Origin of the sequence: Streptomyces sp. NBC_01808 (assembly GCF_035917395.1) — a bacterium.
In the GTDB taxonomy this organism is placed as follows: Bacteria; Actinomycetota; Actinomycetes; order Streptomycetales; family Streptomycetaceae; genus Streptomyces.
The window spans coordinates 550,453-562,972 of sequence record NZ_CP109072.1 but is presented as its reverse complement, the minus strand read 5'-3'; the positions used below and the strand labels follow the sequence as shown (position 1 = coordinate 562,972).

General features: G+C 74.6%; 11 protein-coding genes. 6 read left to right on the top strand and 5 right to left on the bottom strand.

Annotation, left to right across the window (positions count from 1 at the left end):
• Positions 1-870 carry a mycofactocin-coupled SDR family oxidoreductase gene (locus OG946_RS02170; RefSeq protein ID WP_326794454.1) on the top strand — a complete coding sequence of 290 codons (870 nt, stop codon included), beginning with the start codon at positions 1-3 and terminating at the stop codon, positions 868-870.
• A gap of 30 nt (positions 871-900) precedes the next feature.
• Positions 901-2,343 carry an amidase gene (locus tag OG946_RS02165; RefSeq protein ID WP_326794453.1) on the top strand — a complete coding sequence of 481 codons (1,443 nt, stop codon included), beginning with the start codon at positions 901-903 and terminating at the stop codon, positions 2,341-2,343.
• A 35-nt stretch (positions 2,344-2,378) separates the two neighbouring features.
• Here the strand turns inward: OG946_RS02165 and OG946_RS02160 are convergent, their stop codons facing one another.
• The gene (locus OG946_RS02160) at positions 2,379-2,984 is read right to left on the bottom strand and encodes a TetR/AcrR family transcriptional regulator (RefSeq protein ID WP_326794452.1); all 606 of its coding nucleotides are present in this window, start codon (positions 2,982-2,984) and stop codon (positions 2,379-2,381) included.
• Between the two features lie 100 nt (positions 2,985-3,084).
• Between OG946_RS02160 and OG946_RS02155 the strand changes: the two genes are divergently transcribed.
• The gene (locus OG946_RS02155) at positions 3,085-4,590 is read left to right on the top strand and encodes an aldehyde dehydrogenase family protein (protein WP_326794451.1); all 1,506 of its coding nucleotides are present in this window, start codon (positions 3,085-3,087) and stop codon (positions 4,588-4,590) included.
• On the opposite strand, the gene OG946_RS02150 is transcribed toward OG946_RS02155, so the two are convergent.
• Genes OG946_RS02150 through OG946_RS02135 form a run of 4 tightly spaced genes read right to left on the bottom strand, consistent with a single transcriptional unit; the run spans position 4,562 to position 7,752 of the window.
• On the bottom strand, positions 4,562-5,005 hold the full coding sequence (locus OG946_RS02150) for a VOC family protein (RefSeq protein WP_326794450.1): 444 nt from the start codon (positions 5,003-5,005) through the stop codon (positions 4,562-4,564). The two genes, OG946_RS02155 and OG946_RS02150, sit on opposite strands and share 29 nt — an antisense overlap.
• 16 nt (positions 5,006-5,021) lie before the next feature.
• The gene (locus tag OG946_RS02145; protein WP_326794449.1) at positions 5,022-6,077 is read right to left on the bottom strand and encodes a Gfo/Idh/MocA family protein; all 1,056 of its coding nucleotides are present in this window, start codon (positions 6,075-6,077) and stop codon (positions 5,022-5,024) included.
• On the bottom strand, positions 6,074-6,961 hold the full coding sequence (locus OG946_RS02140; protein ID WP_326794448.1) for an amidohydrolase family protein: 888 nt from the start codon (positions 6,959-6,961) through the stop codon (positions 6,074-6,076). Before OG946_RS02140 ends, OG946_RS02145 begins: the two co-directional genes overlap by 4 nt.
• Positions 6,961-7,752 (bottom strand): SDR family NAD(P)-dependent oxidoreductase, encoded by a 792-nt coding sequence (locus tag OG946_RS02135; protein ID WP_326794447.1) that lies wholly within the window; start codon positions 7,750-7,752, stop codon positions 6,961-6,963. The genes OG946_RS02140 and OG946_RS02135 overlap by 1 nt, the downstream gene beginning before the upstream one ends.
• A gap of 107 nt (positions 7,753-7,859) precedes the next feature.
• Between OG946_RS02135 and OG946_RS02130 the strand changes: the two genes are divergently transcribed.
• The 3 genes from OG946_RS02130 (at position 7,860) to OG946_RS02120 (ending at position 12,481) form a co-directional block, all read left to right on the top strand.
• A complete protein-coding gene (locus OG946_RS02130; RefSeq protein ID WP_326794446.1) occupies positions 7,860-8,543 on the top strand; it encodes a GntR family transcriptional regulator in 684 nt (227 codons plus the stop codon).
• On the top strand, positions 8,536-9,507 hold the full coding sequence (locus OG946_RS02125; RefSeq protein WP_326794445.1) for a C-terminal binding protein: 972 nt from the start codon (positions 8,536-8,538) through the stop codon (positions 9,505-9,507). Before OG946_RS02130 ends, OG946_RS02125 begins: the two co-directional genes overlap by 8 nt.
• A 130-nt stretch (positions 9,508-9,637) precedes the next feature.
• The gene (locus OG946_RS02120; RefSeq protein ID WP_326794444.1) at positions 9,638-12,481 is read left to right on the top strand and encodes a family 78 glycoside hydrolase catalytic domain; all 2,844 of its coding nucleotides are present in this window, start codon (positions 9,638-9,640) and stop codon (positions 12,479-12,481) included.
• Positions 12,482-12,520 lie beyond the last annotated feature (39 nt).

Sequence of the window (12,520 nt, the reverse complement as noted above, 5' to 3'; positions counted from 1 at the left end):
GTGGGACGAACCGACGGCGCACGCGACGGCAAACTCGACGGCAAAGTCGCCTTCATCACCGGCGCCGCCCGGGGGCAGGGGCGCGCCCACGCCGTGCGCCTCGCCGCGGAGGGGGCGGACATCATCGCCGCCGACGTGGGCGCCGCGGGCGTCGTCGGCGACGCGGTGGGCTCCGTGCCGTACGCCCTCGGCACCACCGAGGACCTGGCCGAGACGGCCAGGCTGGTCGAGGCCGAGGGGCGGCGCGCGGTGCACGGCACCGCCGACGTGCGGGACCTGGACGCACTGGCCCGGGTGGTCGACCGGGGCGTCGGGGAGTTGGGCCGGCTCGACATCGTCGTCGCCAACGCCGGGATCTCCAGCCCCGCGCCCACGCTGGAGATGAGCGAGCAGGTCTGGCAGGAGATGATCGACGTCAACCTGACCGGGGTGTGGAAGACCCTCAAGGTCTCCGTCCCGCACGTCGTACGCGGCGGGCGCGGCGGCGCCGTCGTCCTCACCAGCTCCGGCGCGACCGACGGGGTCTGGGAGAACCTGGCGCACTACAGCGCGGCCAAGGCCGGGCTCGTCCCGCTGATGCGCGTGCTGGCCAAGGAGCTTGCCGGACAGGGGATCCGGGTCAACACCCTGCACACCGGCACCGTCGTCACGCCGATGATCCTCAACGACGCCACCTACCGCGCCTTCCGCCCCGACCTGGCCGAACCCACCCGCGCCGACTTCGACGAGGCGGTCAGGGCCGCGAGCAAGCTGCCGTACGGCCCGCTGGAGCCCGACGACATCGCCCGCGCCGTGCTCTATCTGGTGTCCGACGACGGCCGCGGGGTGACCGGCGCCAAGCACGTCGTGGACGCCGGCGTCAGCCTCTGATCCGATCACCAACCACCCTGGGAGAACGTCATGTCCGACGCGTATCTGGACGCGACCGGCCAGGCCGCACTCGTCCGCAGTGGCGAGGCCACCCCCGGCGAACTGGTCGAGCAGGCGATCGAGCGGACCGAGGCGGTGAACCCGGACATCAACGCCGTGATCGTGCCGCTGTACGACAAGGCCCGCCGCGAGGCGGCCGAGGTGCCCCGCGACGCTCCGTTCGCCGGCGTGCCGTACGTCCTGAAGGACCTCACCGTGCACTCCAAGGGCGACCCGTACTCGGCGGGCTGCGCCGGCGTGAAGGCGGCCGGGTACCGCTCCGACCACGACTCGCACTTCGTGGAGCGGATGCGCGCGGCCGGCTTCGTGCTGCTGGGCAAGGCCAGCACGTCCGAGATGGGCATGTACGAGTCCACCGAACCCCTGGCCTGGGGGCCGTGCCGCAACCCGTGGAACACCGGCCGCTCGGCGGGCGGTTCGAGCGGCGGCTCGGCGGCGGCGGTCGCGGCCGGGATGGTGCCCGTCGCGCACGGCAACGACGGCGGCGGCTCGGTGCGCAGCCCGGCGAGCCAGTGCGGCGTGGTCGGGCTGAAGCCGACCCGGGGGCGGGTGTCGTCCGGGCCGATGGTGGTCGAGTCGGACACGGTCTGCGGCATGGCCACCGAGGGCGTGATCACTCGCTCCGTACGGGACGCCGCCGGCGTGCTCGACGCGGTCAGCGGCCACCGTCCCGGCGACGGCTACCACGCCCCGCCGCCGCACCGCCCGTTCGCCGCCGAGGTGGGCGCAGACCCGGGGCGGCTGCGCATCGGCGTGCTCGACGTCGACCCGACCGGGCAGATCACCGTCGACCCCGAGTCCGTCGCGGCGACCCGCGCGGTCGCCGACAAGCTGACCGAGCTGGGGCACGACGTGGCCGACGGTTACCCCGAGACGCTCCGTACCGGAATGTGGCCGCTGGACTGGTTCGGCTGCGTCGGCGTGGTCATCGCCCGCGAGTTCGACTGGCTCGGCGGGCAGATCGGCCGGCCCATCACCGAGGCCGACGTGGAGCCGGCGACCTGGGCGTACATCGAGCAGGGCCGGTCCGTCAGCGCGATCACCTACGCCGCCGGCATCGACGCGCTGCGCGTCCAGGCCCGCGAGATCGAGCGGTGGTGGGAGGAGGACGGCTGGGACCTGCTGCTGGCCCCGACCGTGCCCGCGCCCACGCCCGGGATCGGGCAGCTCGGCGCCACCGCCGACGACCCCTCGGAGTCGGTGGCGATGTCGATGCTCCAGAACACCGTGCTCTTCAACGTCTCGGGCCAGCCCGCGCTCTCGCTGCCGCTGCACCAGCGGTCCGACGGGATGCCGCAGGGCGTACAGCTCGCCGCCGCGTACGGGCGCGAGGACCTGCTGCTACGGGTCGGCGCGCAGTTGGAGGCCGCGCTGCCCTGGGCGGACCGGCGGCCTCCGCACGGCGTGCGGTGAGGTGCGGGAACCGGGTGCCGGCCGCGGCCTCCTGGTCAGCGCCCGGTCCCCGGCAGCGCGAGCGCGACCATCGCGTCCGCCAGCAGGTCCACCTGGCGCCCGCAGGCGGCCAGGTCGCGGGTCGCGGCGTACTCCAGCGTCATGCCGTCGAAGCGGTGCAGGACGAAGCGGACGATCTCCGCCACCGGCACGGCGGGCTCGCGCCCCTCGGCCTCGACCGCGCGGCGCAGGCTGTCGGTGAGCAGGGTGCGGCCGAAGGGGTCCCAGATCGCGTACACCTCGGCGGGGTCGCCGCCGCGGCGGATACGCGCCATCCCCGCCTCGGTGAGCGCCATCTGCAAGCCGATGTCCCGCCGGTACCAGTCCCACAGCGCCGCGACGCCCGCGCGCAGCGTCGCCTCGACGCCCCGGCCCGGGTCGACGCGCGCGAACGCCTCCTCCAGCATCGCGGCGCCCCGGTCCATCACCAGGTGGATCAGCTCTTCCTTGTTGCGGAAGCAGTAGTGGATCGCGCCCAGCGGGGCGCCGGCCCGCTCGGCGATCTTCCGCGTGGTCGCCCCCTCGATGCCCTCGGTGGCCATCACCTCGACGGCCGCGTCCACGATCTGCCGCCTGCGCTCCTCCGCAGCAAGGTAAGCCACCGCACCCCCACGAGTCTTGGTCAGGTGAACAATTTCAGTGTAGACGCGAACCGAGCCCCACCACACCACACCCGATACCCGGACCGCGGAGGGACCCCCCGTGTACGACTTCACCAGCCATTACGTCGACGGCGCCTGGACCGCAGCCGGCCCTGAGCGGATCACCGTCTTCGACCCCGCCACCGAGGAGCCGGCCGGCGAGGTCCCGGCCGGTTCCGCCCGGGACGCCGAGGCGGCGGTCGCGGCGGCGGCCCGCGCCTTCCCGGGCTGGGCGGCCCTGCCGTACGCGGAGCGCGCCGGGCTGCTGGAACGCCTGACGGGGCTGCTGGCCGCGCGCCGGGAGCAGTTGGCCGCCGCGGTGGTCGCCGAGGTGGGCTCGCCCGCGTCGTTCGCCGCCGCCGTCCAGGTCGGGCTGCCGCTGGCGACCTTCGCCGACCAGCCGAAGCTGCTGCGGGAGTGCGACTGGCGGCAGGAGGTCGGGCACTCGGCGGTAGTGCGCGAGGCCGCGGGCGTAGTGGTGGCGATCACGCCGTGGAACTACCCGCTGCACCAGATCGCCGCGAAGGTCGCCCCGGCGCTGGCCGCCGGCTGCACCCTCGTGCTGAAGCCGAGCGAGGTGGCGCCGCTGAACGCCTTCCTGCTCGCCGAGGCCGTCGCCGAAGCCGGCTTTCCGCCGGGGGTGTTCAACCTGGTCTGCGGCACCGGCGCGGAGGTCGGCGAGCCGCTGGTGGCCCACCCCGCCGTGGACGTCGTCAGCTTCACCGGCTCGACCGCGGCCGGGCGGCGCGTCGGCGCGCTGGCCGCGGAGACCGTCAAGCAGGTGCACCTGGAGCTGGGCGGCAAGTCGCCCAGCGTGGTGCTGCCGGACGCCGACCTGGAGGCGGCCGTCGCCGACTGCGTGGCCAAGGCGTTCGTCAACACCGGCCAGACCTGCACGGCGCTGTCCCGGCTGATCGTGCCGCGCGGGCGGCTCGCGGAGGCCGAGGAGATCGCCGCCGCGGCCGTCGCCAACCACCCGCTGGTCGACCCCGCCGCCGAGACCGCGGGCGTCCGCCCGACGGCGTTCGCCGACCGGCTCGGGCACATCGGGTTCACCTTCGCGCTCGGGCCGCTGGTCTCCGCCTTCCAGCGCGAGCGCGTCACCGCTCTGGTACGGGCCGGGGAGCGCGAGGGCGCGAAGCTGGTGGCCGGCGGCGCCGAGCGGCCGGACGGCTTCGTGCGCGGCCACTACGTACGGCCCACGGTGTTCTCCGCCACCGAGCCGGGGATGACCGTCGTCCAGGAGGAGATCTTCGGCCCGGTGCTCTGCCTCCAGGCATACGACGGCGAGGACGAGGCCGTGGCGCTCGCCAACGGCACGCGGTACGGGCTGTGCGCGGCCGTGTGGTCCGCCGACACCGACCGCGCCACCGCCGTCGCCGGCCGGCTGCGGGCCGGGCAGGTCGAGGTCAACGGGGCCGGGTTCAACCCGTACGCGCCGTTCGGCGGCTACAAGCAGTCCGGCCACGGCCGGGAGCTGGGGCGGTGGGGGCTGGAGGCGTACCTCCAGACGAAGAGCCTCCAACTGCCCCGCGCCGTCAGCGGATCTCCAGCACCTCCAGGGTGAGGCCCTGGGGGTCTCTGAAGTAGGCCACCCGCCGGCCCTCGTTCGGCCCCGAGGTGATGCGCACCGGGCCGGCGCTGCGCGGCGCGGCGCCGAGCCCGGTCAGCCGGGCGTGCTCGGCGTCGAGGTCGTCGGTGGTGAGGCAGACGTGGGCGGTGCCCGGGTTCTTCGTCTCCAGGTCCACCGGGACGCCGACCGGGTTCAGGTACTGGATCAGCTCCAGCAGGGCGTCCGAGCCGGGGATGCGGAAGAGGGCGATGTCCAGCCGGGCGTCCGCGTAGCCGATCTGCTCGGAGGTGTACGGCGCGTCGTACACCCGCCGCACCTCCGGCTCGGCGTCGAACACCTTCCGGTAGAACGCGGTGGCCGCCTCGACGTCGGCGACCGTGAACCCCACGTGGGAAAAGCCAGTCAGCATGACGTACTCCTGTCGGTCAGAGGGTGTGCGGGTCGACGATCGAGCCCTCGCGCGCCGAGCGGTACATCGCGGCCACGAACCGGACCGCGTCCCGGCCGATCTCCGCCGGTGAGCCGTTGACGCCCCGGCCCTGGGCGAGGTCCACCAGGTTCTGCACCGGCGCGTGCTCGGGGTTGCGCTCCGCCGCCGGCAGCGGCGGCAACTCCGTGACACCGCCGGCGTCGTGGACGGAGGCGGTGCCCTGGTTCACGTCGAGCAGGATGTGGCCGTCCCGGCCGAAGACCTCCAGCCGCATGATCTCCTCAAGCCCCGCCAGCACCGCGCCCGTCGAGCCGAGGGTGCCGACCGCGCCGCCCTCGAAGCGGACCGCGATGCCGTCGGCGAGGTCCACCGGCAGCTCGAAGTCGGCGCGGAACGCGGCCACGCCGCGCGGGCGCAGCCCGGTCAGCCAGAGCAGCAGCGCGGCGGCGTGGGTGATCTGCGTCTGGCCCTGGCCACCGCCGGACAGGTCCGGGTCGCTGTAGGTGCGCGCGTCGGGGGCGTTGACGGGGTAGCCGAAGGCGTCGCGGTACGGCTCGGGGTCTCCGCGGTACAGCTCGCGCACCGTGGAGGCGTAGAGCACCGAGACGTGCTCGACCGGGCCGATCCGACCGGCCGCGATCTGCTCGCGCAGCGCGAGGACGTGCGGGTTGTAGTGCCACGGGTAGTCGATCAGCAGCTCGGCCCCGCGGCTGCGGGCCAGCGCCACCAGCTCGTGCGCGTGCGCCGGTTCGATGGTCATGGGCTTCTCCAGCAGCACGTGCACGCCCCGCTCCAGCGCGAGCCGCGCCACCGGGTGGTGCGCCGCGTGCGGCACCGCGACCACCATCGCGTCGACCTCGACCGCGTCCAGCAGCTCCGCCGCGCCCGGAAAGGCCGCCGGCACGCCGAACGCCCCGGCTGCCGCCGCGAGCCGCGCCGGGTCGGTGTCGGCAAGCGCGACGACCTCGGCGTCCGGCCGCTTCGCGAGCGCCGGCAGATGCGCGTACGTGGACCACCAGCCGCAGCCGATCACGGCGATCCGCGCGCTCATGCCGCCTCCCCGTCGAGCCGGAAGACCCGTTCCGCGGTGCCGTGGAAGAGCGCGTGCTGGCCGGCCTCGGGCAGGTCCGAGATGATCTCGGCGTACGCGTCGACGACGTCGCCGTACGAACTGTAGAGCCGGTCCACCGGCCAGTTCGTACCGAAGAAGGCGCGCTCGGGGCCGAAGAGTTCGATGCACTCGCGCACCCAGGGGCGCAGCGAGTCGACCGTCCAGCGGTGGTCCGCCTGGCCGAGACCGGAGATCTTCACGACCACGTTCGGCGCGCGGGCGAGATCGCGCATGGCGGCGCGCCACTGAGCGAAGTAGCCGCGGTCGCGGCGGCGGGGGTAGCCGGCGTGGTCGACGCAGAGGGTCACGTCCGGGTGGCGGTCGACCAGCCGGCGCGCGTCGGCCATCTCTTCGACGGCGGGGTCGTCGCAGCACACCAGCCCGTGGCGGGCCAGTTCCGCGTAGCCGCGGTGCCAGGCGGGATCGGTGAGGTAGCCGTCGTAGCGCAGGTCGCGGATGCCGCGCAGGTTGCGGTACGCGGCGTGCCGGGCGATCACGTCGGCGGCGTCCGGCCGGGTGAGGTCGGCGTACGCGACGATCCCGTGCGGGACGCCGAGCCGGTCGGCGAAGTCCTGGAGCCAGCGGGTTTCTTCCACCGGGTCCGCGCTGCCGATCGCCGCCTGCACGTGCACCACCTTGCTGACGTGGTGGAAGCGGGTCTCGGCGACGAAGTCGTCGGCCCAGTAGCGCTGGGCGCGGATGGCGGCGTCGGGCCCGGTGACCTCGTCCACGGGCGCGCCGGGCTCCAGCCAGGAGTAACGCAGCTTCGGGTGCGTCAGGTCGTGGAAGTGGACGTGCGTGTCGACGAACGGGAGCGCGGCCATCAGCGCACCCCTGGCACGGCGCCGAGGTGCGCGCCGCCGTCCACGTCGAGCGTGGTGCCGGTGAGGAAGCCGGCCTGGTCGGAGAGGAAGAACAGGACGGCGTCGGCGACGTCGTCCTCGGTGGCGTTCCGGCCGAGCGGGTTGGTCCCGGCCGCGGCCTGCACGATCTCCGCCGACGGCAGCCCCGTGCTGGCGGTCTTCCAGTCCAGCACCTCCCGGCCCATGCCGGTGGTGGGACAGCCCACCGGGGCGACGCAGTTGGCGGTCACGCCGTCCGGGGCCAGCTCCGCGGCCACCGCCTCGGTGAGCCCCACCAGGCCGAACTTCGAGGCCACGTACGGGACCTGGCCCGGGAAGCCGCGCCGGCCGCAGTCCGAGCCGATCGTCACGATCCGGCCCCGGCCGCTGGCCCGCAGGGAGGGGGCGGCGGCCCGTACGGTGAGGAAGGCGCCCGTGAGGTTGACGCCCAGGGTGCGGTCCCACTCCTCCTCGGTGGTGTCGGCGAGCGATCCGATGTGGAAGACGCCCGCCGAGACGACGAGGGTGTCCAGGCCGCCGAACGCGGTCTCGGTCTCGCGTACGGCCGCCGCCATCTCGGTCGCCGAGCGCACGTCGGCGCCCACGCCGAGGGCGCGCTCGCCCAGCCGTGCGGCGGCGTCCCGGGCGCGCGCGGCGTCCACGTCCACGACGGTCACCGAGGCCCCGGCCGCGTGCAGCCGGCGGGCGATCAGCAGGCCGAAGCCCGACCCGCCGCCGGTGATGAGTGCCGTCCGTCCCTGTGCGATCAGCATCTCGCTCCGCTCCTTCCTTGCGTTCTGCAAAACGCTATAGCATCTAGCGGGTTGCTGCTATACGCTATAGCAACTTCCCCCGCTGATAAGGACTGAAGGCGTACGCGATGGCACTGCACCCCCTCTCCTCAGGGAGCCTGGCCGACCAGGTGGCCGACGCTCTCCGCGACGCGATCCTGGAGGGCCGCTACCCGCCGGGCACGCGGCTGGTGGAGCGGACGATCGCCGCCGAGCTGGGAGTCAGCCACATCCCGGTGCGCGAGGCGCTGTCGCGGCTGGCCGACGAGGGGCTGACCGAGCGGACCCCGCGGCGCGGCTCGCGGGTCGCCACGCTCACCGCCCGCGAGCTGGACGAGCTGTCCACGCTGCGCATCGTGCTGGAGCAGTTCGTGGTGGCCCGGGTGGGGGAGCGGATGACCCCGCGCACCGAGCGCGAGCTGCGCAGGATCGTCGAGGCCATGCACCGCGCCGCCGCGGACGGCAACTTCCGCCGGGTCTTCGACCTCGACCAGCGCTTCCACGAGCGGCTGTGGGAGCTGGCCGACCACCGGATGCTCAACGAGCTGGTGACGCAGCTCCGCAGCCGTATCGGCGCCTTCCTGCGCGCCGCCACCGCCGCGCTGCCACCGGAACGCCTCGAACAGCACGCCGCCTCGCACGACGTGCTGCTCGACGCGCTCCTCGACGACGACCCGGAGACCGGCCGGGCGGAGATGGCCCGCCACATCGAGGCCGCCGCCACCCGGATCCGCGCCTCGCTGCCGGAGCCCGACGGGGACGCCGATGACTGAACTCGTCGTGGTGACCGACGCCGACCTGCCCGGCACCGACCGCATGCTGGAGATACTCCGGGCCGCCGGGCTGCGCGCCGCGCTCGCCGACTGCCGCACCGAGCGCGACGTGATCGAGGCGGCCGCCGACGCCACCGCGCTGGTGGTGCAGTGGGCGCCGGTCACCGAGCGGGTGCTGCGCCGGCTGGCGCGCTGCCGCTACATCGGCCGGCTCGGCATCGGCTACGACATGATCGACGTCGCCGCCGCCACCGCGCGCGGCATCGCCGTCGCCAACACTCCCGACTACTGCGTCGAGGAGGTGGCCGCGCACACCATCGCGCTCGTCCTGGCGTCCGGCCGCCGGCTCGCCACCCTCGACCGGGCGGTACGCGCCGGCCGCTGGTCCGTCACCGAGGACGCCCCCGGCGCCGTACGGCCGTCCGAGACCACGCTGGGCATCGTCGGGTTCGGCCGCATCGGCTCGCGCACCGCGGCGCACGCCGCCGCGCTCGGCTTCCGCGTCGTCGTCCACGACCCGCACGTGCCGGACGCCGCCGTGACCGCCGCCGGCCACCGGCCCGCGGACCTCGACGCCACCCTCGCCGCCGCCGACGTACTGAGCCTGCACGTCCCGCTGACGGCGGACACCCGCCACCTGCTGGACCGCGCGGCGCTGCGCCGGCTGCCGCGCGGCGCGCTGGTCGTGAACACCTGCCGCGGCGGCCTCGTCGACGAGGCAGCGCTCGCCGACGCCCTGCGGGACGGGCATCTGGCGGGCGCGGCGCTGGACGTGTTCGAGACCGAACCGCTGCCCGGCGACAGCCCGTTGCGCGACCTGCCCGGCGTCCTCCTCGGCCCGCACGCCGCCTGGTACTCCCGCGAGTCCCGGCGCGAGCTGGCCGAGACGACGGCGCGGCAGGTCGTGGACTTCCTGAGCCGGCGCCCCGTGGCGTCGATCGTCAACCCGGAGTACGCGCGGTGACGGCGCCCGGCGAGTGGAGCCCGGCGTGCCGGCGGGGCGCCGCCTACGACGCCGGCGGCCCGCCCACGGGCCTGACCGACCGGATCGTTCCCCCTTCCCGTAACGAACGCACGCGAGCTGGGAGAGACACATGACCGAGGCCGGAGAGCTGCGCGCGACGCAGTTGCGCTGCCAGCACCTCGTCGAACCGCTCGGCCTGGACGAGCCGGAGCCGGTGTTCGGCTGGGTGCCCGCAGGGGCGGACGACGAGGAACTGCGCGCGTACCAGGTGCTGGTGGCGAGCGCGCCGGAGCTGCTGCGGCCGGGATCCGCCGACCGGTGGGACAGCGGGCGGGTGGCGGGGGACATCGTCAACGGCGTCGCCTACGCCGGTAGTCCGCTGCGCTCCGGCGAGCGCTGCTGGTGGACGGTGCGGCTGTGGGGACGCGACGACACTCCGGGGCCGTTCGCCGACGCCGCCTCGTTCGAGACCGGGCTGCTGGCGCCGGAGGACTGGGGCGCCGCGTGGATCGCGGGCGGCGACGGCGTCTCCTCGCCGCTGCTGCGCGCCGGGTTCGCGATACCCGGCCGGGTCATACGCGCCCGCGCGTACGTCTCGGCGCTCGGCTTCTACGAGCTGAGCCTCAACGGCGACCGCGTCGGCGACCGCGTACTCGACCCGGCCACGACGACCTACGACCACGACCCCGCGCTCCGCGACGGCGACGGCGAGCCGGCCCGCATCCCCGACCCGCGCGTGCTGGCGTCCACGTACGACATCACCGCCCACGTGACCGCGGGCGAGAACGCGGTCGGGCTGATGCTCGGCCACGGCTGGTACAGCGCGGAGGAGGACAACGGCCCCGGCCCGTTCCCGCGCACCCCGTGGGGCGACCGGCCCGCGGCCCTGCTGCGCATCGAGGTGGAGACCGAGGACGGGCAGCGCGTCACCGTCGTCAGCGACGAGAGCTGGCTCACCGCGCCCGGGCCCGTCCGCTACAACGACTATGCGCAGGGCGAGCGTTACGACGCCCGCGAGGAGTCCCCCGGCTGGGACCGCCCCGGGTTCGCCGCGCCCGGCTGGTCGCCGGTCACCACCGTGGCCGCCCCCGCGGGCCGCGTCCGGTCCCAACCCCTCGAACCCGCGCGGGTGATCGAGACGCTCACCCCGGTCGAGACGACGACGCCCGCGGGCGACGGCGTACGGATCGTCGACTTCGGCCAGCACCTCTCCGGCTGGACCGCGATCCGGGTCACCGGACCGGCCGGAGCGGAGGTCCAGCTGCGGCACGCGGGCGAGGTCGACGCCGAAGGGAACCTGGACGACGACGCCAACGCGCAGTCGTGGCTCTCCGCGGCGCAGACCGACGTCTACACCCTCAAGGGCGGCGGCGAGGAGGTCTGGGAGCCGCGGTTCACCCTGCACGGCTTCCGGTACGCCGAGGTGAGCGTCTCCGAACCCGAGGTGCACGTCCACGAACTCGCCGCCCGCGTCGTGCACTCCGACCTCGCGCCCGGCGGTGCCTTCTCCTGCTCCGACGACCTGCTCAACCGCATCCACCGCAACGTCCTGTGGACGTTCCGCGCCAGCTTCCAGGGCTTCCCCCAGGACGCCGCCGACCGCGCCGAGCGCGTCGGCTGGGTCGGCGACCCCGGCTGGTCCGTCGAGGACTACCTCTACGCCTTCGACGCGCGCGCGTTCTGGCTCAAGTGGCTCGACGACCTCGCCGGCACCCAGCTCCCCGACGGCCGCTTCCCGACGATCTGCCCGCTCCAGTGGCGCGGCACCGTCGACATGACGGCGCTGGAGGAGCAGGGCTTCGAGGAGTACGAGAAGGAGCGCGAGGTCCTGCCCGACGAGTGGTCGTCCGTCGTCCACTGGCCGTACGCGCCGCTGCCCGACTTCGCCATGACCTCGTACCCCAGCATCGCCTGGCACCTGTACCGGTTCTACGGCGACGAGTCGGTCCTCCGGCGCCACTACCCGGGGATGCGCCGCGGCGTGGAGTACCTGCGCACCCGCGCCAAGGACCTGCTGCTCGCCGAGGGCCTCGGCGACCACATGGAGCCCCAGCCGGACGGCACCTCCGTGCTCAGCCCGAAGCGCACCCCCGTCGAACTGACCTCCACAGCCTGGTTCCACGCGGTGACCGCGATGACCGCGCGGGCCGCGGCCGTCGTCGGCGAGGACGACGACGCCCGCCGCTACGGCGAGCTGGCCGGGGAGATCCGTACCGCCTTCAACGACCGCTTCCTCGACCCGGCCACCGGCCGCTACGCCACCGGTTCGCAGACCGCCCAGGCGATGCCGCTGTGGACCGGGCTCGTACCGGACGAACACCGCGAGCGGGTGGGGCGCGTGCTCGTCGAGCGCATCGAGCGCGACGGCGGCCACCTGGACACCGGGACCATGGGCACGGCCGCGCTGCAGAACGTGCTGCCGGAGATCGGCGCGGCCGACGCGATGTACGGCATCGCGACCAAGACCACGTACCCCGGCTGGGGGGCGCAGATTGAGCGGGGCGCCACGACGGTCTGGGAGACCTGGGGCGGCGACGCCGGATACAGCCGGAACATGAAGCTCATGGCCATGATCGAGAAGTTCCTCTTCAACGACGTGGCCGGGCTGGCCCCCGCGGAGCCGGGCTGGCGGCGCATCCGCGTCCGCCCCGCGCTCACGCACCGCCTCGACCGCGCGAGCGCGCGCGTACGCACCGCGCGCGGCGACGCCGCCGTCGAGTGGCACGTCGCCGACGGCGCCCTCCACCTCACCGTGGAGGTGCCGGCGACCAGCGCCGCCGAGGTGTGGCTGCCGGCCGCCGGTGCCGCGGAGCTGACCGCGGCGGGCCGGACCGCGTGGCGGGCCGGCGAGTCCGCCGACAATGCCGCCGGGCCCGCGCCCGGCGTCCGGGAGATCAGGCGCAGCGGCGAGCACCTCGTGATGGAGGTGGGGGGCGGCACGCACCGCCTCCGGCTGGCCACGGCGCACGGCTGAGCCCAGACCCCCACGGGGCGGGCCGGAAAGAAGGTTCCG